This is a genomic window from Fulvivirga sp. (assembly GCF_040218215.1).
Taxonomy (GTDB): domain Bacteria; phylum Bacteroidota; class Bacteroidia; order Cytophagales; family Cyclobacteriaceae; genus Fulvivirga.
In genome coordinates this window covers 217,105-239,166 of the sequence record NZ_JAVJQL010000013.1, presented here as the reverse complement: position 1 = coordinate 239,166, position 22,062 = coordinate 217,105, and the positions used below count along the sequence as shown (strand labels likewise).

The following is a 22,062-nucleotide window of genomic DNA, read 5'->3' as shown; positions in this document are numbered from 1 at the left end:
ATGTGTATTGTTTATTTTCATTTGCCACATGGAATTCGCAATATTTGAGGCAATATTTTTAATTAATTGTTCCATCGTTTCTGCTCATTTCAAATTCATTTTTCAATTCAAGCACTGCTTGTCTAAACTGCTCACCACGATCTTCATAATTTTTGAACAGATCGAAGCTTGCACATGCCGGAGATAGTAGCACCACATCATGCGTAGCTGCATAATTCAGGGCCTCTCGCACTGCAGTTTTCATATTGTCAGTCTCAAGCATATTGATAATCTGGCCATGAAAGGCATCCCTTAGCTTGGAGTTATCTTTACCGAGGCACACCAATGCTTTTACCTTTTTATTGACAGCCTCCATGATTAAGTCATATTGATTGCCTTTGTCTATACCACCGGCTATCCAAACCAATGGATCCGAAAAACTTTCCAATGCATATTGCACAGCATCAACATTGGTAGCTTTTGAGTCGTTGATAAACCTCACATCATTAATGGTAGCGATGTACTCCATACGATGCGGTGCATTTTTAAATGTCTTAAGCGAAGATTTTATGCTGTCGGCACTAACACCAACCTCTAATGCAGTACTTATTGCCGCCATCATGTTGATGGCGTTATGTTTACCCAGAAGCACGGTGTCTTTCTGATCAATGTGCACTTTACCAAATAGGTGCATCACCTGATCATCAAAATATGCAGTAGCAGATTCATCAGTTAAAGAAATGGGTACCAAATTGGTATTATAGACCTTTTCTTTAATCGCCTCTTTAATCAATACATTATCCTGATAGTAGATGAAGTAGTCATCACGACCTGAATTCTGGGCTATTCTAAATTTAGAATCAACATACTTATTGATATCATATTCATACCTGTCCATATGGTCAGGCGTGATGTTCAGTAATATTGAGATATAAGGTTTCAGTAGATAGCATCCATCTAATTGGAAGCTGCTCATCTCCACCACATAATAATCAAACTCATCTTTGATCACCTGTTTAGCTAAGCTATGCCCAACATTTCCGGCCAGTCCAACATTAACCCCGGCTTCTTTTAGTAGGTAATAAGTCAATAAAGTGGTTGTGGTCTTGCCATTGGTTCCGGTGATAGCTATTAACCTTGCCTTAGTGTAGCTAAAAGCAAACTCTATTTCATCAATGATTTTTATACCTGCAGCTCTAATTTCTTTGACAATCGGAGCCTTTTCAGGGATACCAGGGCTTTTTATAACCAGTTTTGATTCTAATATTTTTGACTTAGAATGCTTTTCTTCTTCATAGGCAATACCTTCCGCCACAAGTTCCTGCTTGTACTTATCGGCAATCTTTCCGTTGTCAGAAACGAACACGGCATAGCCCTTAGCTTTTGCCAACAAGGCTGCTCCCGTTCCGCTTTCGCCTGCTCCTAATATGGTAATTAAGTGTCCTATTTTATCTAAGCTTTAAAGTTGCCAAAGTCATAATCGCCAGTAGTATTCCTACCATCCAGAACCTGGTGACAATTTTTGACTCATGTATTTCCATTTTTTGATAGTGATGGTGCAAGGGTGACATTTTAAAAACCCTCCGCCCTTCACCATATTTCCTTTTAGTATACTTGAAGTAGCCTACTTGTATCATCACAGAAAGACTTTCTATCAAGAATATGCCACATAACAATGGCAGTAAAAGCTCTTTTCGTACAATTAAGGCAAGTACAGCGATGATACCTCCAATTGTCAAACTGCCAGTATCACCCATAAATACCTGTGCCGGATAAGCATTGTACCATAAAAATCCGATGCAGGCTCCCACAAATGCCGCACAAAAAATTACCACTTCACTTAAATTCGGGATGTGTAGAATATTTAGATATTCACTAAAATCAACACGGCCAGAGAGATAGGCCAATATGGCAATGGTTAAGCCAATAATGGCTGATGTGCCTGCTGCCAATCCATCAATACCATCGGTTAGATTGGCACCGTTGGAAACGGCAGTTAATATGAATATGACAACAATCACATAAATAATCCATGTGGAATCATGGGTCAGGAATGGTATTACTTTATCATAATCCAATTCATTGTCCTTTAAGAAAGGAACCGTAGTCTTGGTGGATTTGACATCCTCATATTCCCTTACCACTTCATTTTCAGCATTGATGGTCTCGTCTCCATATTCCCTGACCACCACATTTTGATTAAAGTAAAGTGTAAGGCCGACAATAAGGCCGATTGAAACCTGACCTACAATTTTAAATTTGCCTGCAAGGCCTTCCTTATTCTTTTTAAAAACCTTGATATAATCATCCATGAAACCTATTAACCCAAGGGCCAGAGTAACACCAACCAGCAGAATTACATATACATTTTCCAGACGGGCAAAAAGAAGAACAGGGATCAAAATGGCACTGATAATGATAAGCCCTCCCATGGTTGGCGTTCCTTTCTTAGCCATTTGGCCTTCAAGGCCTAAATCACGAATGCTCTCTCCTACCTGCTTCTTTTGAAGGAAGTTAATGAGCCTTTTACCAATTAAAATGGTAATAACTAGCGATAAAACAGCGGCCATACCAGCTCTAAACGAGATGTATTGAAACACACTCGCCCCTATAAGACTATATTGTTTTTCTAAATAATCGAATAGGTAGTATAGCATAAGTTAGTTCGCAAATAGGTTTAACATTCTTCCCAATACTTCTTTATCATCAAAGGGGTGTTTCACTCCGTTGATTTCCTGATACTTCTCATGACCCTTTCCAGCCACAAGGATGATGTCCTTTTCTTTAGCCAAAAGGCAGGCTGTTTTAATGGCCTCTTCACGATCCATCAAAACCACCGTTTTTTTATAATCTGAGGGACTTACGCCCTGTTTCATGTCATTGATAATCTGCTCTGGATCCTCGTTTCTTGGGTTATCCGTAGTAAAAACCACCTTATCGCTTAACTTACAAGCTATAGAAGCCATTAGTGGCCTTTTTGCGGCATCCCTATTACCTCCACAGCCAATGACTGTGATTACCTGCTCATTGCCTGTTCTGAATTCAGCTATAGTTTCCAATACATTTTTTAATGCATCAGGAGTGTGCGCATAGTCTACGATAGCTGTGATGTCCGAATTATTGTCCACCTGCTCGAATCTGCCTAGTGCTCCATTTAATGATGAAAGCGCTGTAAGCACAGTATCAGAATCTTCGCCAAGCAGCATGGCTGCAGCATAAACGGAAAGCAAATTATAGGCATTAAAATCACCTATTAGCTTAAACCATACATGCTTGTTATCAATCTCGAGCTCAAGTCCCTGAAGTGTATTAGAAACCAGCTTGGCCTTAAAGTCTGTCATGCTTTTAAGCGAATAAGTTTTCTTGGCAGCTTTAGTGTTTTGTAACATGATCAGTCCACGCTTATCATCTTTATTCACCAAAGCAAAAGCCTCGCTAGTCAGTCCGTCAAAAAGTTTCTTTTTGGCTGCTATGTAAGCATCAAAAGTTTTGTGGTAGTCTAAATGATCATGCGAGATGTTAGAGAATATAGCTCCAGTAAAAGTCACCCCGGCTATTCTATACTGCTCTATAGCATGTGAACTCACTTCCATAAAACAATATTCGCAGCCCTTATCGACCATATTGGCTAAAAGCTCATTAAGTCTAAGCGCATCAGGTGTGGTATGCATTGAAGGCAGAACTTCGCCATCAATTCTATTATCTATAGTAGATAGCAACCCTGCCGCATACCCAAGTTTTTGGAACAGGTTGAAAAGTAATGTGGCCACGGTAGTCTTACCATTAGTTCCTGTTACACCCACAAGTTTTAGCTTACTACTTGGGTTTCCATAGAAATTAGAAGACACTATGCCCAACGCTTCAGCGCTGTTCTTAACGGCTACATATGTAACATCCTCATTAACTTGTTCAGGTAGTGTTTGACAAACAATGGCAACAGCCCCTGATTTAATGGCATTGGCAATATATTCATGACCGTCAACCTGAGTGCCCTTAACAGCTACGAAAAGCGCTCCTTTTTTGACTTCCCTTGAATCAAAGCTAACCTGACTAATCTGGCGCGTCATGTCACCACTGGCAGATACCAGCGAAACCTTATATAATATATCCCTTAACTCCGCCATCAGCTCAACTTGATCGTTATTTCATTACCATTAGAAATCTTTGTTCCCGGAATTTTAGACTGCTCAACTACGCGTCCTTTGCCAGAAACATTGACTTTTAAACCTGTGCTTTCCAATAAGAAAAGGGCATCACGTAGAGTCATACCTTTTACATTCGGTACCAGGTTTTCAATTACTTTATTTTCTTTCCACTTTACCGAATTGCCATAGCGCTCAGTAACAACCCAGTCCTTATCTGTGGCGCTGTGATTTGAAACGCCTAATTCATTGCATAGAAATTGCAATTCATCTTGCTTTCCAGACTGGATAAGAGGGAAAACACCTGCTTCTGCGGTAAACTCTTTTGGAAGAGGGGCGTGCATATCTATATCTCTTGAATAGATATTGTCAGCAATCTCTTTAAATACCGGAGCAGCCACATTACTGCCATACTGGCGCCATCCCTTTGGATTTTTAATCAATACTATAGCGCTGTATTTTGGTTGTTCGGCAGGAAAATACCCAGCAAATGAGGTAATGTACTTTTTGGTATATCGTCCATTTTCCAATATCTGAGCAGTGCCAGTCTTGCCTGCTATTTTATAATGGCTATTTTTGATATTCTCTGCAGTACCTCGCTCAACAACACCTTCAAGCATGATTCTTAATTTTATCAATGTCTCATCTGAGCAAATTTTATCATTAAGCACCGTTGGCTTGATCTTCTCCACCACCTTATCTGCCTTTCTTATTTTCTTAACAAAAACAGGCCTGATCATTTTTCCATTGTTAGCCACAGCATTATACAAAGCCAATGTCTGTAGTGGTGTTAGTTCCAGGCCATAACCATAGGCCATCCATGGTAAAGTAATCCCACTCCAGTCTTTATCGGTTGGTCGTTTAATGATAGGAATACCCTCTCCTTTAATCTGAACACCAAGTGGCTGAGATAAACCAAGCTTATCAATCTGCTCTATAAATTTTGATGGCTGTTTACCAAAATATTTGTCTACCAATTTGGCCATAGCCACATTAGATGATACTTCAAAAGCCTCCTTTACGGTGATAGTGCCGTAGCCACCTTTTTCGTGATCTCGCACAACATCCTTATAGAATTTATGAACTCCATTTCCTGTATTGATTGTGTCACTCAACTTGATATTGGTATTTTCAAGTAACGCAATCATGGTAGCCAACTTGAATGTTGAACCTGGCTCCCTCAATCCGCCAACAGCATAGTTGTAACGCTCATAATAATTGCCTTTGCTGTTTCTGCTGAGGTTTGAGATGGCCTTTATTTCACCAGTAGCTACCTCCATCACTGCCACTACTCCGTAATCGGCTTCATGATATTCTAATGCTCTTAACAAAGCTGTTTCACTCACATCCTGAAGGTTGATATCTATTGTCGTTTCAATGTCAAGTCCTTGTTCCGTTTTAATTTCCGTGCCATCAAAAACAGGCTTCCAGCTACCTCCCGCTATTCTTTGGTAAAGTGCTTCACCATCTTGTCCGGCCAGCTCATCATTAAAACTATATTCAAGACCCGCACCACGCTCATTTTCGTTGATGAATCCGATAGTTCTTAAGCTTAAATTTGAGAATGGCCTGAATCTCTTATCAACCTTTTCAAAGATGATTCCGCCCCTAAGCCTTCCCGCCCTGAAAATAGGCCACTCCTCCAGGGTCTTTTTATCCTGATAGCCAATAGTTGTAGAGCTTAAAGGTGTATATTGACGATTTGCCTCTCTTGCATTTCTCAGCATTCGTTTGTAGGCTTCAGCGCTTTGATCCTTAAAAAACCTTGAAAGCCTATATGCTAAAGAGTCTATTCCATTATTAAAAAGCTCATCAGAAGCAATAGTAGCATCAAATGCCACCTTATAAAAAGGCAATGAGGTAGCCAATAAGCTACCATTATCACTATAGATATTACCACGGGTAGCTTTCACCGGTCTGTATTGAAAGCTCATCTGATCGGACACCTCTTTCCACTTCTCCCCCTCAAAAAACTGAATGCGGCCCACTTTTATGGCAACCGCAGTAGCAAAGACGAAGACAAGCAAAAATGCTATCCGTACCCTGAGTAATATGGACTTTTTAATGTTCACTATTTATCACTATTTTTTCAGGTGGTCTTAGACTTTCTGTAATTCCCTTTCGGGCAATATTTTTGGCAACTTCTGACTGCTTTCCGGCAAACATATAGTCTGCCTTAAGTGTAGTATAATCTGCTCTTAGATCTTCAACTTCCTTTTCAAGGGCATCTATTTTGCGAACATTTTTTTCAGCATAATGACTGTTGCCGATGTAAAACAATCCGATAAATGCTACAAACAGAATGTGAGGTACAAACCTGACGGGGATTCCACTTTGAAAAGCAGCATCCAGCTTTAGAAGGTTTTCTAATTTAGAAAACACGCTTCCTCCTTTTTGTTCCTTCTTTATTCTAAATGTGTTTGTAGACATCTCTATATTTTTTCGGCTATCCGCAGCTTAGCACTCCTAGCCCGGTTGTTTATTTTCAATTCTTCTTCAGAAGCCTCTATTGGCTTTCTTGTTATCGCATTAAAAGGCTTAAGTACATTTCCATAAAAATCCTTTTCCAGCTCTCCCTGCACTTTGCCCTTAGCTATGAAGTTTTTCACCATTCGATCTTCTAGCGAGTGATAAGACATGATAACCAGCCTTCCCCCCTCTTTCAAAACCTCTTCACTTTGAACCAGTACTTCTTCTAATGCCTTCAGTTCTTCATTAACCTCAATTCTAATGGCCTGAAAAACCTGTGCGTAATACCTATTCTCTTTGCCTCTTTTGGCAAACCGGCTCAAAATCTTTTTAAGATCTTCAACCGTTTTAATTTCCTTATTTATCCTTTCGGCTGCTATGGCAGCGGCTAAAGTCTTTGCATTTCTCACTTCTCCGTACATTCCCAAAAGTTTGTGAAGTGCGTCCGTGCTATAATTATTCACTACAGTCTTGGCAGTCACATCAGCAGATTGATCCATTCTCATATCAAGCTCCGCATCAAACCGGGTAGAAAACCCCCGCTCTCCATCATCAATCTGGTGGGATGATATTCCCAAGTCACCTAAAATGCCATCTACCTGTTTTACACCATAAGCCTTTAGGTATCTTTTTAAATACCTGAAATTGCCCTCTATCAGCGTGAACTTGTTGGGATCCAGACCCTCTGCATTCTTAACAGCATCCTTATCCTGATCAAAGCCATATAAATGGCCACTTTCAAGGTGCTTTAGGATTTCTTTAGAATGACCTCCGCCACCGAATGTCAAGTCTACATATAGCCCGTTTGGCTTTATGTTTAGGCCTTCAATACACTCTTGAAGCATAACTGGCTGATGATATTCGTAGTCAGCCATTTCATTCATCTAAGTACTTCTGAGCCAATTTTGAGAATTCATCCGGATCATCGATCAAATGATTATTGTATTGCTCCGGATTCCATATTTCCACTTTATTACCCATTCCTACCACAATGGCATCTTTCTCAAGATGAGCATAACCCATCATCAATTTTGGTATGAGCAAACGGCCTGCGCTATCCAGCTCTACAGTAGAACTACCTCTAAAGAAGTTCCTTTGCAGCTTTCTGTATTCCTCATTGAATTCGCTTAGGCCAGCTATTTTAGAATAGATTTTTTTATACTCAATCATAGGATAAAGTATCAGGCATGGCTCGAAACCCCTGCGCACAACAAGCTCATTACCAGATGTTTCTGGTAAGCTCGCTTTGATTTTTGCCGGTAGGGCAAGCCTGCCTTTAGCATCAATCTTGCATTCGTACTCACTGGTGAAAAATGCCATTATCGCTTATATGCTACTGTTCTAATAAACAAACATATAAAAATATTTGACATTTTCCACCACTTTACTCCACTTTACTCCACTTTTTAACATTTTCTTACATAATTATTACACAGAAGCAAAAAGCTGCCACATGTCAGCCAAAGCGCTGAAATTATAGAAATTACAAAATGTTAAGAGTGATTGTTGCTTAGAGATCTAAAACGCCCTTTTTAGCCATTTCAGCTATATCATCGGCAGAAATTCCCAAAGAATTCTCCAGAATTTCCGTGGTATGTTCCCCATATTTTGGTGGTGGGAGAATGTGGGAGGATTTTGAACCTTTCTCGATATATGTGCGAATACCTTCAAGTTTACCCTGTCTAAATAGGCCTATATTCTTCGCATAGGCGCCAATTGCATCCGAAACCTCGTTAACCAAGCCCACAGGTACTTTTCGGATATTCAGCAAATCAATTAATTCCTGAGCATTATATTTTCCAATCTCTGTGGTCAAAAGACTATTTAAAGATTTCCTATTTTCCACTCTAGCTGAATTCTCTGAGTATTGAGGGTTGCCAGGAAGTTTTAGAACCTCAAATAGTTCCTTGAATTGTTTGTTATTACCTACCGCAAGCATAACCCTCTTATTGTCAGCTGTTGTATATGTTTCACCATACGGGGCGATGTTTGGATGTGCAGATCCTTGCTTTTTGGGCTCAACTCCCACTTTCAGATAATTAGAGGCCTGATTGGCAAGTGAAGCTATACCTGCATCTATTAAGGAAACCTCAACTTTACTTCCTTCACCAGTCTGTAACATTTTGATATAAGATAACAAAATAGCTTCCTTTAGTTGATGACCAGCTAGAATATCTATAAGAGCGACAGGCATCTTCAAAGGCTCAGAGTCAGGCTCACCATTTATCTTCATAAAGCCTGCCTCAGCTTGAATAATGGCGTCATATCCAACCTTATCTACATCGGAACCATAGCCAGTAATTTGACCATAAATAATCTTAGGGTTATGTTGTTTCAATGATCCATAGTCAACCCCAAACTTCACATCATCACCAGGCTTATAACTAGTAACTACTATGTCGGCTCTTTCAACTAATGAATACAGAATGTTCAACCCTTCTTGTTGTGAAATATCAAGAGCGATAGATTTTTTACCCCAGTTGATGCATGAAAAATAGGCTGAGTTATCATCTTCATTTTCACCTATAATTCGCCATGATCTGGTTACATCCCCTTTGGTTGTTGGGTTTTCAACTTTAATCACCTCTGCTCCAATCTCGGCAAAAAATTGTCCAATACTGGGGCCTGCCAGAACCGATGCTAATTCTAATACCTTTAAATTTTTAAACAACCGGCTCGAATCACTCATATCAGTAGACATCTTTTATTAAAATCTCCTACAAATTTGTTATATTCAAATGTGAAAACGACTATACTTATATTCTTTATTGCCTTAATTGGCTGTGCGTCAGCTGATAAGCAAACTTCCTCTGTGCAAGTTCAGCAGGATGTAGTTTCAAATGAACTTACCCCGGGTGACAACAGCACCTCTCTTGCTGATTATCTTAAAAGAATTCCAGGTGTTCAAATTCAAGGCCGTGGCCCCGAGGTTCAAGTCCTAATTAGAGGAAACAATACTTTCTCAGAAAATCGAGAGCCATTATTTATTATTAATGGGCTCAGGGTGGGTACCAGCTATCAATCAGCCGCTCCGTTAGTTGATGTGGCAGACATTTCAAATGTAAGAGTACTAAAATCAGGGTCTGAAACTGCACAATATGGAATGCAGGGTAATAATGGTGTAATTCTTATTACCACAAAAAAGAGATCATAATTTCAAACTTCCATTTAGCATGCCGCTAGTTAGCCATAATAGTTACTAGGTTTCCCTCTATCGTAATATTTAAGTATTTCATTTACAGAATCAAATTCACAAATCTTCTGAATAAATGAACGATTTTGACTTTTAATGACTTTAATTATTTAAATCAAATAATACTAGCTTTGCAATAATGAAAAGAGTGGTAGTAGGAATGTCAGGAGGGGTAGACTCCAGTGTAGCTGCATACTTGCTTAAAGAGCAGGGGTATGAAGTTATTGGTATGTTTATGAAGAACTGGCATGATGATTCGGTAACCATAAGCAAGGAATGTCCATGGCTTGAGGATTCCAATGACGCTATGATTGTAGCTCAGAACCTTGGTATACCATTTCAGGCAATAGATCTGAGTAAAGAATACAAAGAGCGCATTGTAGACTATATGTTTGATGAGTATCAGAAAGGAAGGACTCCCAACCCTGATGTGCTTTGCAACAGGGAAATCAAATTTGATATTTTTCTGAAGGCAGCTATTAAACTAAAAGCGGACTATATCGCTACCGGCCACTACTGCAGAAAAGCTGAAGAAGTGATTGATGGTGAAACTACCTATAAGCTACTGGCAGGTAAGGACAATAATAAAGATCAAAGCTACTTTCTGTGCCAATTAACGCAAGATCAACTATCAAAGGCGTTATTTCCTATTGGTGAATTAACCAAACCAGAAGTGCGTGAAATAGCCAAAGAAATTGGATTAATCACAGCTGATAAAAAGGACAGTCAGGGCCTTTGTTTTATCGGCAAGGTTCGCCTACCTGAGTTCTTACAACAAAAGCTTGAGCCAAAAAGAGGGAAGGTCATCGAAGTGCCTGCAAATGCCCCTATGTATCAGGAGCAAGTGTTGGCTGGTAGTGGAAACAATTTCGATTTAGCTGAAATGACTAAAAGCATTACCTATTCGGAAGACGATGGCAAGGTTGTAGGTGAGCATACTGGTGCCCATTACTTTACTATTGGTCAGCGAAAAGGGCTAAATATTGGTGGCACTCCTGAACCATTATTTATAATAGATACAGATACTACTAACAATATTATATATACAGGACAGGGCGAAAATCATCCAGGTCTTTATAAGAAAGGTTTATTAATAAACACTGATGACATCCATTGGGTAAGACCTGATTTGGAAATGCCTATTGGCTCAAGTAAAGATTACCTTGTAAGAATAAGGTATAGGCAACCATTAGAAAAAGCCACGTTGTTTAGAGAGGGCAATGGTCTTTATATGATCTTTGACAACCCACAAAAAGCAATCGCTCCTGGGCAATTTGCAGTATGGTATCAGGATGACGAGTTAATTGGATCTGGGGTTATTAGTTAATTAACCCCAGATCCAATTATCTACATTGACATGCTGTCCAGTTGATAATGGATCGTTCTGTAAAATCCAGTGCTTTCTGAATAGTCCCTGACAATATCAACTATTTCCTTCTTTATCTTCATCTCCCGTACCAACTCTCGATCAAGGCCATAGTATACATCAAAAAAACCATCTTCAGGATCAAGATTTTTGACTTTGCCATTGTAAGAAAACGAACTATAAGAAACAAAAAGGCTGTCCTCAGTAACGTCAACCACCTTCCACAAATAGTATTTATACTCTGTAGGCTCTGTTTCGTCTTTCAATGTATAAACATCACCTATGTTAGGATTTTCAAAAAAGTCGGCCGTTTCCTTTTGCTTTACACCACCAGCATAAGTTAAATAGCCAACCAATAAGGCTATAACTACCAACCCTGAGAATAAATATTTAGGCGTTGGTACTGATGATTTTAGTGCTGTGATGATATCTTTCTTATCAGATGACATCTGTTTTTCTTCAGTTGCCTTTTGGCAATGAAGGCAGTGTAGAATGGCTCGCTTTTTATATGGGAATAGTGGTATCCAAAAAATATGCGCATAAATCGAATAAATAAGTAATTCTGATTGCTGTTGATTACAACTATCGCATACCTGATTTTCTAAAGGTGCTTGCTTAAGCAGCTTACTATTAGTTCCGTAAATAATCATATCTATTTCTCCTCTAAACCAGAAACTCCACCAGACACAACAAATTTCATTGCTGCAGTAGAACTCATGTTTAAAGGTGTTATAAATTTCTTATCTACCAAAAATTGATTCCCCGACCACGCGTAAGAATGGGGCATATAAACAGAGATATAGCCTTCTAAATCTATTGTTTTTAGTGATTCATTAGTTACGAACCCAAGTTTTAACAACCTTCGGTTCTCATCCATAGCCACAAGAACAGGTTTGTTAAATTTCTTTTGATCACCTACAAAGGCACCTATCAAATCTTTCAAGGAACTATAGATAATATTAACCAAAGGAATCTTAATGAGGTATTTTTCGAAATACTCAAAGAATGGTCTTGTGATAAAAAATGAAACTAAAAAACCAAGAAAAGTGACAGCAGATACTATAAGTATAAAACCAAGACCGGGAATATCAACAGGTATCAAACCGTCTATCCAGTCCAGGCTCTGAAAAATAACATAAACTGTAAGTGCCAAAGGAACGACAAAGAGCAACCCTCTTAAGAAATAGGTTATAAATCGATTGAAAGTGAATTTTGACATAGCGGTAAAGTATTGCCCATAAAAAAAGGGCTTCATAGAAGCCCTCTAAATTACTTTATAATAATTATCAAATGGCAATACCTATAAACGATTTAAAAGCAATACCCATCAACCCTGTAATAAGCATTGTTATTCCAAGTCCCTTCAAACCATCAGGTACATTTGAATATTTAAGTTTCTCACGGATAGCTGCCAATGCAACAATTGCCAATAACCATCCAATCCCTGATCCAAATCCAAATACTGTAGCTTCAGCTAAAGTATAATCTCTTTGAACCATAAATAATGATCCTCCTAAGATTGAGCAGTTTACCGCTATAAGTGGCAAAAATATACCTAGCGATCCATACAATGCAGGTGATACCTTTTCAACTATCATCTCAACCAATTGCACCATACCCGCAATAATAGCAATGAACATAATAAATTGAAGAAATTCCAGGTTCACATCTGTAAATCCAGCTCCTAACCATGTGAGAGCGCCTTCTTTAAGCACATACTCCTGAATCAACCAGTTGATTGGAACCGTTATACTTAATACAAATATAACTGCTGCTCCAAGGCCTATGGCTGTACTAACCTTTTTTGAAACTGCAAGAAAAGAACACATGCCCAAGAAATAGGCGAAAATCATGTTCTCAATAAATATTGATTTTATTCCTAAGCTTACTAACTCCATAATTTCTAATGTTCTACGTAACCAGTTTTAGATCTCTGAACCCAAATGATAATTCCTAATATCATAAATGCACCAATGGAATCAACCATTAAACCATTTGTTACAAAGCTATCTAAACCAATAGCCTCAAATACTTTAAAATCAAATACAGATCCTGAACCGAACAGCTCTCTAAAGAAAGCCACGGCCAATATAATCCATGCATAGCCAAAACCACTGCCCAATCCATCTAATATAGAATCGTAAGGCTTATTCCCCATCGCAAATGCTTCTAGTCGTCCCATAACAATACAGTTGGTGATAATCAAACCAACAAATGCACCTAATACCTTGTACATATCATAGCTATAGGCTTTTAGCACTTCACTAACTAGTGTTACCAAAGTAGCCACTACAGCCAGCTGAACGATAATCCTTACCCTACTTGGTATTATATTTCGCATCAACGAAATGATGACATTGGAGAAAACTATTACAAAAACCACAGCTATTGACATGATTAATGTAGGCTCCATTTTAACAGTAACAGCTAATGCAGAACATATACCCAAAACCTGAATGGTTATGGGATTATCCTCATTTAATGGATCTGTTACAAGTCTTTTACGTCTCTTGGAAAACAGCTCCTCCGTTGGGGCCTTTACTGCTTCTTTTGGTTGTTCTAATGTTTCAGTACTCATTTTTACGCATTAAAGCTTAAAATATTTTTACAAACTGGCTACACCAGTTGATTTAACTTTTTTGAAATAAGATTGGTAAGAATTCAAATAGTTTTCAAGCATATCATTCAATCCACGACCGGTAATTGTAGCTCCTGACATCCCGTCTACTTGATGTTCAGATAACCCTACATTACCTTCTCCCTTAACCATGCTTACAGAAGCTATCGAACCAGACTCATCCAAAATTTTCTTTCCTACAAATCTGTTTTGTATTTCAGGCGTAGCTATTCTTGCACCAAGGCCTGGTGTTTCAGATTTGTGGTCAAAAGATGCACCGGCTATAGTATTCAAATCACCTTCCAAGGCAATAAAACCCCAAATCTTATCCCATAATCCTGCTCCATATAATGGTAAAATATATGCATCAACATTCCCTGAAGATGCATCTTTTGAATATTTAAACACAGGGTACATCCTTTCTGATGGATCCTTCTTATAATTCTTCAGGATATCTACTTCTTCAGCAATAATTGGTTTCCCTTTTGCATCTTTCTCAACAACATCGCCATTGATATCAACTACAAGTGATGTAATAGATTTATCGTAAACATCAAGAATTTCTTCCCTCGTCATGGTCGACAATTTCTTTCTATCCATAACAGATGATAAAATCTGACTTTTAGTATCTAACTCAACCGACTTCTTCTGTGCAGGAGCAAGCCCTTGAGAAGCCAATGACAACAACCCTCCTACTACTATTGTAAGACCGGCTGTGAATAATAAAACATAAGCATTAGACTGTCGCACGTTGTAACCTCCTTTTCTTGTTAGCGTTCACTACATAATAATCTATAAGCGGTGCAAAGACATTCATTAAAAGAATGGCTAGCATAATTCCTTCTGGATAGGCCGGGTTGAATACTCTAATAACAACAGTGAGCACTCCAATTAAAATTCCATACACCCATTTCCCTGTTTCCGTTTGAGCGGCAGTAACCGGATCAGATGCCATGAACACTGCTCCAAAAGCTAAACCTCCTATTACCAGATGGTAATGCGCAGGCATAAGCATAAATTCATTCAATCCAATGGCGTTCATTCCAAGGCCCATAAGGTAGGCTCCAGCAAAAACACCAGTGATAACTTTCCAGCTTCCTACGCCTGTTAAGATAAGAATGGCAGCACCTATTAAACACATTAATGTTGAAGTCTCACCTATACAGCCAGGAATAAAACCGAAGAACAAATTAGAGAACTCAAACATTCCATCTGCCCATCCAGTTCCAAATGAACCGAGTGATGCAACAACATTTTCACCTGTTGTTAATGACTGTGCTCCTATTGCTAAAGGTGTGGCTCCAGAAAATCCTGATACTGCACTTCCATCTCCAAGATAAGTCCAAACATCACCAGAGATTTGACTTGGATAAGCGAAGTATAAAAATGCTCTGGCAGTAAGTGCAACATTCAATATATTCATTCCTGTTCCTCCAAACGCCTCTTTAGCTATAATTACTGCAAAGACAGTGGCCAAGGCTACTTGCCATAATGGAATATCAGGAGGCATAACCAAAGGAATCAACATACCTGTTACCAGATAACCTTCATTTATTGGGTGTTGTCTTATTGTAGCAATTGCAAACTCAGTTCCCAATCCCACTGCATAAGAAACAACTACTACAGGTAGCACCTGAATAGCACCGATAAGAATAATATCCAATAAAGCTGCCTCTTGACCTAATGCCAAAAAATGTTGGTATCCAACATTGTAAATACCGAACAACAAACATGGTATCATAGAAATGATGACAGTCATCATCATACGCTTCATATCGATAGCATCCTTGATTTGAGCTCCTCTTGTTTTTGTCGTATGGTTTGGAACAAAAAGTAAGGTTTCGTGTGCCTCGTATATGTAATAGAATTTCTCCCACTTCCCACCTTTGTGGAAATGCGGCTTAACTTTATCTAACTGATCTCTTAAAAAACCCATGCTTTAAATAATTAACTATACTGAACTAAGTCCAAACCCTCTCTAACAATTGACTGAACGTCATGCTTAGAAACATCTACAAATTCGCAAAGGGCCAAATCCTCTTCTATTATTTCATATATTCCCAAAGCTTCCATATCATCAAAATCTTCAGCCAAAATCGCCTTAAGAAGATAAGTAGGAAGAATATCCATTGGTGTCACTTTCTCAAATACCCCAGTCTGTACAAATGCCCGAGGCTCACCTCTTTCATTTGTATCCACCACATATTCTTTCTTAGGATTAAGGAAAGACAACAGTCCAAATGCTCTTTGGAAGCTTAATTTTTTAGTAGTTGGAAGAATCCATCCAAACATTTCATAATAATCACCTTCTGGTAGAACAGTTACTAAGTTGTCATTATAGCCAATATGACCATCAGCATCTATTTTCTCACCTGTAAGTACGTTTCCAGAAACATATCTAACATTATCAGACTTAATATTGCCAGTCACCATCTTCTTGATAGATGCGCCAGTGTATGTTCTATAATATTGGGGATTTGTAACTTCTGAGCCAGCCAGAGCTACAACCTTAGAGGCATCATAAACACCTTCTAAGAATAGTTTTCCTATCTGAATAACCCCAAATGGAGAAATAGTCCATGCCACATCACCTTTGTTAATTGGATCCAAATGGTGAATCTGCACACCTACATTACCTGCAGGGTGCGGGCCAGAAAATTTATTAACCTGAACATTCTTAGCATGAGAAAATATCTGCGATACCTCAGCGTCAGAATTAAGGTTTAAATGGATAACTCCAGGAGTCAACTTTTTCAACACATCAATACCCGCCTGAAAGTACTGCTCTTCACCTTTGAACAATAAGTCGTAATCAGGTGCCAGTGGGTGGGAATCAAATGCTGAAATAAATATTGCCTTTGGAGATTCGTCAGGATCAGCAATGACACCAAAAGGTCTTTGAATCAAATTTACCCAAGTACCAGAGGCAAGCAGGTGCTCAACAGCTTCTTCTCTTGATGCATTATTGATATCTGAAACTGAATATTTTTTGTGCTCAATGTGCTCGATTTTTTTATCTGCAAGAATAACGATTTCCAGAAGCTTTCTTTTTTCACCTCTTTTAATCTCCACAATTTCACCACTTACCGGTGCAACGTGTTTTACTCTGTCATTTTTTTTGTCGAACAAGATTGGTGTTCCCGCCTTGACATTATCGCCTTCATTGACCGTCAATTTCGGCCTTAATATTCCATGAAAACTAGAAGGTTTATAGGCAAAGGTTTCAGGTTGATCAACTTCGGCAATTTTCTTTTCAGCTTTGCCCGCTAAGTTGATATCAAACCCTTTTTTTAGCTTGATGAATTTAGACATGTTTTCCTTTAAGATTCTTATCTATCGTTGAAAAATCGAAGTCAAAATTAATAAATTTTGGTACAATAAAAATCGATTACCGCAATTTAAGTCAAATAAAAAACGCACAATTCACGCTCTCATTAACAACCTGCTTAAGTATCAATAATTTTACTCAAAGCAAGATTTATAACTTCTTCAACTTGTTCTTCTAATGTTCTAAAAGTAGTATCAACAACAACAGCATCTTCAGCCTGTTTTAAGGGGCTTTCTTCCCTTGTTGTGTCCAAATGATCCCTACTTTTTAAGTTCTCTAATATCTCTTCCAAATCTACCAACTGCTTCTTTTCAAGATATTCTGCCTGGCGTCTAGCACCCCGAATATAGATATCAGCAACCATAAAAACTTTAAGCTCAGCATCCTCAAAAACCACCGTACCAATATCGCGCCCATCCATGACCACACCCTTCTTCTTCCCGAGCTTGCGCTGTTGCTCTACCATAGCATCTCTAACAGCCTTTATACTGCTCACCTGGCTCACTTTATTGGAGATATACATCTTCCTTATTTCCTCCTCCACATTTAGCCCATTGAGGTAGGTCTCGTTTAGACCACTTTTGGGATTAACAAGAAAGGTGATATCAATGTTTTCAAGAGCCTTTGCAATCTCATTCTCATTAGTGAGGCTGATATGGTTCTGTTCAAAGTACAAAGTTACAGCCCTATACATAGCACCTGAGTCAATGTAAGTGTAGCCCAAAATTGACGCTACCTGCTTAGCTGTAGAACTTTTCCCACAAGCTGAGTATCCATCTATTGCAACAACTATTTTCTTCATCGTATTAGCAGTCTTTTTGTGGACAAGGGATAGGCTTACCTTTTTTCAATGTACCATTTCGCTTATTACCAGATGCGCAAGCGCCTAGTAAAAAAACCAGTAAAAGCCCGAAAACAATCGTTTTTGATTTATTGATAAGCATATCAATACAAATATAGTGATATATGCTGCCGAATAAGAATGAGAACATTTAGAATTTCCCAGCTACTCCATTTTTTGTTGATAGCTCATCTGAAACCCAATCTTATAGCCCGCCCCTAAGGCTTGGGTTTTTTCTATTTTTTGATTTAGCGAAATCACTCTAATATTGGGGAATGGAGATGTAATTAAGTCATTATCAATAGATTGACTAATAACCAGCTGAGTTATAATATTTAAATCAAAATTAGAAATAGGCTTTTCGGACACACTCTCAAACATAAAATTCAACTGTCTTTCGCCTTCTACCAAAAACCTTCCTTCATGGTTAATGAATAACCTCGCCAACAGATAGCCAGGATCATTGATGCGGTTAAACTTCAATGAGTCGGCCATGAAATTATAGACATTGATTTGGCCAAGGTATTTATTAGCAGGATTCGCTTGAGTATAGGGGGATTTATTAAACCCATGCCCTTGATCAAGAACAATAATGTTTGTATGCATTATGAAGATTAAAAGGTCACCAGCCACCTTAATATGAAACTCCTGATCACTGATGTGTTCAACTTCTAATATAATATCCTTATCCTTCTTTGTGATTTTTTCATTAATCTGCTTTACAACGGTCTTGGCTTCCTTTTCAAGGAGTTTGAAGTTGCTACAAAGTTTTCTATAAGCCTCTTGTTTCACTGCTGACTTGGTTTCAATCAGGCCTGCGATGTGTTCTATTGGATTTTGATTATCAGACATAGTATTAATTTAAACTTTTCTCCATTATTACGTTTAACTTAAAATACAAACTTCAAAATATATGGGACGAAGACCTGAAGGTAAGGCAGAAAATTTATTTAAAAATCTTGGCAAAAGAATAGATGAACTTCTAAAGGAAATTAAAGATGCTGGCGAAAAAGCTAAAAACTCTGAAAGGTTTGAAGAACTGAAAAGAAATGGTGAAACGCTAAAAAAGGATTTTGAGAATTTCAGAGACAATAACAAAGGAATAATTGATGACCTTGAAAAAGGTATTGATCGGGTTGGTAAGGATTTAAAAGAAGCTTTTGATAAAGCTTTTAAAACAAAAAAGGAGGACTAATCCTCCTTTTCAAACTCTTAATTGCCCCAGTCTTCGATTTCAGTTTCGAACTCCTCAAGTTCATCAATAGCTTCATCAAATACATCCTCCAACCTTTGTTTGGAGCCATCAGCATATTGGATGTAAGGGATATCGTCTTCCTCTTCATCAATAATTTCTGTCACAAATACAATGTCGCCCACTTTGGCATTATTATCAAATAAGGCAAGGGTAATAAAGTCATTATAATCAACCTCACCGGCTGATTCAATGCCCTCCACGTCTATATCCCCTTCTAGTTTCATTGTTCTGTAAGTTACCATACCTTCTAGAGTTTTAACCTCATCCTTTTCATTTGAAAGGAATACTATGGTAGCACTACTATTGATAAGGGTTTCTGATTCAGATTTTAGAGAAAAGCTACCTGAAGTGCTTGTTGCATTGGAATCATCAAATGCAACAGTAAAAGTGTAAGGCTTTAAGAAAATAGACACTGCACCTTCAGTAGGCACACCTTCATTATTATAATCAGCTGAAAAATTGATCTCAACCAATTTCACATTTGCTATGGCAAGATCAACGGCAAGTGTAGTTGGCATTGCGTACTCTTCAAACTCATCTTCAAACAGTTCATCTTCATAGGCAGTAATCCTTAACTGAGCATTGTTAGTTATTGAGCCTTCTGTCGGGAAATTGATAACTATGATTTGCCCACTACTACTAGTCTTTTCAAAAATTTCTTCATCAAAATTCCAGTTATAAACCCCTACATTCTCTTGAAAATCAAATCCAGCATCTTCAGACTTTCCATTTTTCAGGTGTTTAGGGATAAAAATTGACTTAAAAGCTATGGCCTTTTCTTTGAACCATTTGGACTTACCTTCTACTGCCAACCTGCCACCAAATGGGTCGCTAAGTTCTGTTAGTGAAAATAAATCACCTATTGCATCGAGACCTTCAGCCTGAGTAATGTCAATTATGTCGGATGCCAAATCTTCTGAAAAATCATTCATTGATTCCTTAGCCTGATTTACACCAAGTTGTGATGTACCTGACTCGTCATCATCGCCACATCCCGTAGCAACAAGAGTCATAACTGCAAGCAAATAAATGCTTATTCTTTTCATCTGTTATATTAAAAATTTCGAGATGTGTATTTTAACGGTAAATCTTGAAAATAGTAGCACAAAAAAAGGGACTTATTACAAAGTCCCTTGAAAATTTATACGATTTCTGTTTTTATCCTATAGACACACGCTTAAACGCTGTTACTGTTAATCCTGAAGTTACAGTGTTAAGATAAGCTGCAACAGTTAAAGAGCTGTCTTTAACAAACTGCTGGTTCAACAAAGTGTTGTCCTTATAAAATTTCTGAAGTTTACCTTCAGCAATTTTATCAACAATATTAGCTGGCTTACCCTCAGCTAACGCTTGTTCTTTACCAATTTCCAATTCCTTTTCAACGGTAGTAGCATCTACTCCATCCTTGTCTACTGCTACTGGGTTCATAGCGGCAATTTGCATACCTACATCTTTACCAGCATCCTGAACATCAGTACCGTTAGTACCTTTCAAAGAAACCAAAACACCAAGCTTATTACCGGCATGGATATAAGGAACAACAGCTTCACCAGAAACCCTTACGTACTCACTGATTTCGATTTTCTCACCAATTTTACCAACAAGCTCAGTGATTTTCTCAGCTACAGTAAAGCTACCAATTGATTGATTCATCAATTCTTCAGTGCTGGCAGCATTAGAAGTAAATGCCACATCTAAAATAGCGTTTCCTAAAGCAATAAATTCTTCGTTTTTACCTACGAAGTCAGTTTCGCAATTAAGAGCGATCAAAACACCTTCTGAATTATCATCATTTGTTTTAACAAAAACAGAACCTTCAGTAACTTCTCTGTCAGCTCTGGAAGCAGAAACTTTCTGTCCTTTTTTTCTTAAAATGTCAATTGCTTTATCAAAATCACCTTCAGCCTCAGTCAATGCTTTTTTGCAGTCCATCATTCCTGCACCTGTCATTTGTCTTAGCTTATTTACGTCTTGCGCTGTGATAGCCATAGTCTTGTAATTATATTTTTAAAAATGGTTTAGTCCTTAAAGAAAAATTGAACACCAGCACTTGACCAATGTTCAATTTTAAATGAGTTAAATCAAGTGATTTATTTTGCTGTTGCTTCTTCAGTAGAATCTACAGCTTTTTTAGCTTCCTCTTCTTTTTGAAGATTAGCATCGTCTTTATCTTTTTTCCTTTCAGCAAGGCCTTCCTCAATAACAGCACCAATGTATTTCGTTATTAATGAAATAGATTTGAATGCATCATCATTAGCAGGAACTACATAATCAACACCTCTAGGGTCTGAGTTTGTATCTACCATTGCGAAAACAGGGATATTCAATTTTTGAGCTTCTTTAACCGCGATGTGCTCTCTTTTTACGTCAATAACGAAAAGTGCAGCTGGCAGCCTGTTAAGATCAGCAATACCACCTAATACTCTTTCTAATTTCTCTTTTTCACGAGAAATCATTAGTCTTTCTCTCTTCGCTAAGTTCAGGTAAGCCTCATCCTTCATCAACTTATCTATAGAAGTCATTTTTTTCAATGATTTTCTGATAGTTGCGAAGTTTGTTAACATACCACCTAACCATCTGTCGGTTACGAAAGGCATGTTCAATCTTTTTGCTTCTTCAGTAACAATGTCTTGCGCTTGTTTCTTAGTTGCTACAAAAAGTACTTTTCTTCCTGATCTAACGATGTTCTTAAGTGCATAAGATGCTTTGTCGAGGCACTCAAGGGTTTTATGTAGATCGATAATGTGGATACCGTTCTTCTCCATAAATATATACGGAGCCATTTTGGGATCCCACTTTCTCGTTAAGTGTCCAAAGTGAACACCAGCATCTAGTAAGTCGTTATACTCTAATTTATTTGCCATTAATATTA

The 22,062-nt window shown here is 38.2% G+C and carries 23 protein-coding genes; 3 read left to right on the top strand and 20 right to left on the bottom strand.

All coding sequences use genetic code 11. The features are described 5' to 3' along the window. Positions 1–58: 58 nt before the first annotated feature. The 8 genes from murD to RIB54_RS08175 form a co-directional block, all read right to left on the bottom strand. The gene (gene murD / locus RIB54_RS08210) at positions 59–1,369 is read right to left on the bottom strand and encodes a UDP-N-acetylmuramoyl-L-alanine--D-glutamate ligase (protein ID WP_502879614.1); all 1,311 of its coding nucleotides are present in this window, start codon (positions 1,367–1,369) and stop codon (positions 59–61) included. Positions 1,370–1,427: 58 nt separating this feature from the next. Further along, entirely contained in the window at positions 1,428–2,636 is a 1,209-nt protein-coding gene (mraY, locus tag RIB54_RS08205; protein ID WP_350071300.1) for a phospho-N-acetylmuramoyl-pentapeptide-transferase, read from the bottom strand. Between the two features lie 3 nt (positions 2,637–2,639). Beyond that, the gene (locus RIB54_RS08200; protein ID WP_350100420.1) at positions 2,640–4,103 is read right to left on the bottom strand and encodes a UDP-N-acetylmuramoyl-L-alanyl-D-glutamate--2,6-diaminopimelate ligase; all 1,464 of its coding nucleotides are present in this window, start codon (positions 4,101–4,103) and stop codon (positions 2,640–2,642) included. Then, complete coding sequence (locus RIB54_RS08195) at positions 4,103–6,193, bottom strand: PASTA domain-containing penicillin-binding protein (RefSeq protein WP_350100418.1); 2,091 nt, start codon at positions 6,191–6,193, stop codon at positions 4,103–4,105. Before RIB54_RS08195 ends, RIB54_RS08200 begins: the two co-directional genes overlap by 1 nt. After that, the gene (locus RIB54_RS08190; RefSeq protein ID WP_350071292.1) at positions 6,183–6,551 is read right to left on the bottom strand and encodes an FtsL-like putative cell division protein; all 369 of its coding nucleotides are present in this window, start codon (positions 6,549–6,551) and stop codon (positions 6,183–6,185) included. The genes RIB54_RS08195 and RIB54_RS08190 overlap by 11 nt, the downstream gene beginning before the upstream one ends. 2 nt (positions 6,552–6,553) lie before the next feature. Continuing rightward, entirely contained in the window at positions 6,554–7,465 is a 912-nt protein-coding gene (gene rsmH, locus RIB54_RS08185; protein WP_350100415.1) for a 16S rRNA (cytosine(1402)-N(4))-methyltransferase RsmH, read from the bottom strand. A 1-nt stretch (position 7,466) separates the two neighbouring features. Then, entirely contained in the window at positions 7,467–7,910 is a 444-nt protein-coding gene (gene mraZ / locus RIB54_RS08180) for a division/cell wall cluster transcriptional repressor MraZ (protein WP_350071282.1), read from the bottom strand. Between the two features lie 190 nt (positions 7,911–8,100). Further along, a complete protein-coding gene (locus tag RIB54_RS08175) occupies positions 8,101–9,279 on the bottom strand; it encodes a CaiB/BaiF CoA transferase family protein (protein WP_350100413.1) in 1,179 nt (392 codons plus the stop codon). A gap of 51 nt (positions 9,280–9,330) precedes the next feature. Here RIB54_RS08175 and RIB54_RS08170 point away from each other — a divergent pair, with 51 nt between their 5' ends. Beyond that, positions 9,331–9,744: a TonB-dependent receptor plug domain-containing protein gene (locus tag RIB54_RS08170; protein ID WP_350100411.1), complete on the top strand. Its 414-nt coding sequence runs from the start codon at positions 9,331–9,333 to the stop codon at positions 9,742–9,744. Between the two features lie 178 nt (positions 9,745–9,922). Beyond that, complete coding sequence (mnmA, locus tag RIB54_RS08165) at positions 9,923–11,110, top strand: tRNA 2-thiouridine(34) synthase MnmA (protein ID WP_350100409.1); 1,188 nt, start codon at positions 9,923–9,925, stop codon at positions 11,108–11,110. A 20-nt stretch (positions 11,111–11,130) separates the two neighbouring features. On the opposite strand, the gene RIB54_RS08160 is transcribed toward mnmA, so the two are convergent. The 9 genes from RIB54_RS08160 to RIB54_RS08120 all read right to left on the bottom strand — a co-directional run bounded on the left by RIB54_RS08160 (position 11,131) and on the right by RIB54_RS08120 (position 18,787). Next, entirely contained in the window at positions 11,131–11,799 is a 669-nt protein-coding gene (locus RIB54_RS08160; RefSeq protein WP_350100407.1) for a hypothetical protein, read from the bottom strand. 2 nt (positions 11,800–11,801) lie between these two features. Then, entirely contained in the window at positions 11,802–12,404 is a 603-nt protein-coding gene (locus tag RIB54_RS08155) for a DUF502 domain-containing protein (protein WP_350071274.1), read from the bottom strand. 31 nt (positions 12,405–12,435) lie between these two features. After that, entirely contained in the window at positions 12,436–13,047 is a 612-nt protein-coding gene (gene nqrE, locus RIB54_RS08150) for an NADH:ubiquinone reductase (Na(+)-transporting) subunit E (RefSeq protein ID WP_350071271.1), read from the bottom strand. Positions 13,048–13,052: 5 nt separating this feature from the next. Next, positions 13,053–13,727 carry an NADH:ubiquinone reductase (Na(+)-transporting) subunit D gene (locus tag RIB54_RS08145; protein ID WP_350071268.1) on the bottom strand — a complete coding sequence of 225 codons (675 nt, stop codon included), beginning with the start codon at positions 13,725–13,727 and terminating at the stop codon, positions 13,053–13,055. A 27-nt stretch (positions 13,728–13,754) separates the two neighbouring features. Next, positions 13,755–14,516: an NADH:ubiquinone reductase (Na(+)-transporting) subunit C gene (gene nqrC, locus RIB54_RS08140; RefSeq protein ID WP_350071265.1), complete on the bottom strand. Its 762-nt coding sequence runs from the start codon at positions 14,514–14,516 to the stop codon at positions 13,755–13,757. Beyond that, positions 14,503–15,702 (bottom strand): NADH:ubiquinone reductase (Na(+)-transporting) subunit B, encoded by a 1,200-nt coding sequence (locus tag RIB54_RS08135; RefSeq protein ID WP_350100405.1) that lies wholly within the window; start codon positions 15,700–15,702, stop codon positions 14,503–14,505. The genes nqrC and RIB54_RS08135 overlap by 14 nt, the downstream gene beginning before the upstream one ends. A gap of 11 nt (positions 15,703–15,713) precedes the next feature. Then, positions 15,714–17,078: a Na(+)-translocating NADH-quinone reductase subunit A gene (locus RIB54_RS08130; protein WP_350100403.1), complete on the bottom strand. Its 1,365-nt coding sequence runs from the start codon at positions 17,076–17,078 to the stop codon at positions 15,714–15,716. 134 nt (positions 17,079–17,212) lie between these two features. Then, positions 17,213–17,896 (bottom strand): (d)CMP kinase, encoded by a 684-nt coding sequence (gene cmk / locus RIB54_RS08125; RefSeq protein WP_350071257.1) that lies wholly within the window; start codon positions 17,894–17,896, stop codon positions 17,213–17,215. A 204-nt stretch (positions 17,897–18,100) separates the two neighbouring features. After that, the gene (locus RIB54_RS08120; protein ID WP_350100401.1) at positions 18,101–18,787 is read right to left on the bottom strand and encodes a hypothetical protein; all 687 of its coding nucleotides are present in this window, start codon (positions 18,785–18,787) and stop codon (positions 18,101–18,103) included. A gap of 61 nt (positions 18,788–18,848) precedes the next feature. On the opposite strand from RIB54_RS08120, the gene RIB54_RS08115 reads away from it, so the two are divergent. Continuing rightward, the gene (locus RIB54_RS08115) at positions 18,849–19,130 is read left to right on the top strand and encodes a hypothetical protein (RefSeq protein WP_350071252.1); all 282 of its coding nucleotides are present in this window, start codon (positions 18,849–18,851) and stop codon (positions 19,128–19,130) included. A gap of 17 nt (positions 19,131–19,147) precedes the next feature. Here RIB54_RS08115 and RIB54_RS08110 read toward each other — a convergent pair whose 3' ends face one another. The 3 genes from RIB54_RS08110 to rpsB all read right to left on the bottom strand — a co-directional run bounded on the left by RIB54_RS08110 (position 19,148) and on the right by rpsB (position 22,054). Beyond that, positions 19,148–20,236: a hypothetical protein gene (locus RIB54_RS08110; RefSeq protein WP_350100399.1), complete on the bottom strand. Its 1,089-nt coding sequence runs from the start codon at positions 20,234–20,236 to the stop codon at positions 19,148–19,150. Positions 20,237–20,348: 112 nt separating this feature from the next. Continuing rightward, positions 20,349–21,179: a translation elongation factor Ts gene (tsf, locus tag RIB54_RS08105; RefSeq protein ID WP_350100397.1), complete on the bottom strand. Its 831-nt coding sequence runs from the start codon at positions 21,177–21,179 to the stop codon at positions 20,349–20,351. A 101-nt stretch (positions 21,180–21,280) separates the two neighbouring features. Beyond that, positions 21,281–22,054, bottom strand: a complete 774-nt coding sequence (rpsB, locus tag RIB54_RS08100) for a 30S ribosomal protein S2 (protein ID WP_350071243.1) — start codon at positions 22,052–22,054, stop codon at positions 21,281–21,283. Positions 22,055–22,062 lie beyond the last annotated feature (8 nt).

Excerpts from the sequence above, each read along its gene's own strand:
- mraY (WP_350071300.1), bottom strand. The coding sequence starts at position 2,636 with ATGCTATACTACCTATTCGATTATTTAGAAAAACAATATAGTCTTATA.
- RIB54_RS08200 (WP_350100420.1), bottom strand. The coding sequence starts at position 4,103 with ATGGCGGAGTTAAGGGATATATTATATAAGGTTTCGCTGGTATCTGCC.
- RIB54_RS08190 (WP_350071292.1), bottom strand. The coding sequence starts at position 6,551 with ATGTCTACAAACACATTTAGAATAAAGAAGGAACAAAAAGGAGGAAGC.
- rsmH (WP_350100415.1), bottom strand. The coding sequence starts at position 7,465 with ATGGCTGACTACGAATATCATCAGCCAGTTATGCTTCAAGAGTGTATT.
- mraZ (WP_350071282.1), bottom strand. The coding sequence starts at position 7,910 with ATGGCATTTTTCACCAGTGAGTACGAATGCAAGATTGATGCTAAAGGC.
- RIB54_RS08175 (WP_350100413.1), bottom strand. The coding sequence starts at position 9,279 with ATGAGTGATTCGAGCCGGTTGTTTAAAAATTTAAAGGTATTAGAATTA.
- mnmA (WP_350100409.1), top strand. The coding sequence starts at position 9,923 with ATGAAAAGAGTGGTAGTAGGAATGTCAGGAGGGGTAGACTCCAGTGTA.
- RIB54_RS08160 (WP_350100407.1), bottom strand. The coding sequence starts at position 11,799 with ATGATTATTTACGGAACTAATAGTAAGCTGCTTAAGCAAGCACCTTTA.
- RIB54_RS08155 (WP_350071274.1), bottom strand. The coding sequence starts at position 12,404 with ATGAAGCCCTTTTTTTATGGGCAATACTTTACCGCTATGTCAAAATTC.
- nqrE (WP_350071271.1), bottom strand. The coding sequence starts at position 13,047 with ATGGAGTTAGTAAGCTTAGGAATAAAATCAATATTTATTGAGAACATG.
- RIB54_RS08145 (WP_350071268.1), bottom strand. The coding sequence starts at position 13,727 with ATGAGTACTGAAACATTAGAACAACCAAAAGAAGCAGTAAAGGCCCCA.
- RIB54_RS08135 (WP_350100405.1), bottom strand. The coding sequence starts at position 15,702 with ATGGGTTTTTTAAGAGATCAGTTAGATAAAGTTAAGCCGCATTTCCAC.
- RIB54_RS08130 (WP_350100403.1), bottom strand. The coding sequence starts at position 17,078 with ATGTCTAAATTCATCAAGCTAAAAAAAGGGTTTGATATCAACTTAGCG.
- cmk (WP_350071257.1), bottom strand. The coding sequence starts at position 17,896 with ATGAAGAAAATAGTTGTTGCAATAGATGGATACTCAGCTTGTGGGAAA.
- RIB54_RS08120 (WP_350100401.1), bottom strand. The coding sequence starts at position 18,787 with ATGTCTGATAATCAAAATCCAATAGAACACATCGCAGGCCTGATTGAA.
- RIB54_RS08115 (WP_350071252.1), top strand. The coding sequence starts at position 18,849 with ATGGGACGAAGACCTGAAGGTAAGGCAGAAAATTTATTTAAAAATCTT.
- RIB54_RS08110 (WP_350100399.1), bottom strand. The coding sequence starts at position 20,236 with ATGAAAAGAATAAGCATTTATTTGCTTGCAGTTATGACTCTTGTTGCT.
- tsf (WP_350100397.1), bottom strand. The coding sequence starts at position 21,179 with ATGGCTATCACAGCGCAAGACGTAAATAAGCTAAGACAAATGACAGGT.
- rpsB (WP_350071243.1), bottom strand. The coding sequence starts at position 22,054 with ATGGCAAATAAATTAGAGTATAACGACTTACTAGATGCTGGTGTTCAC.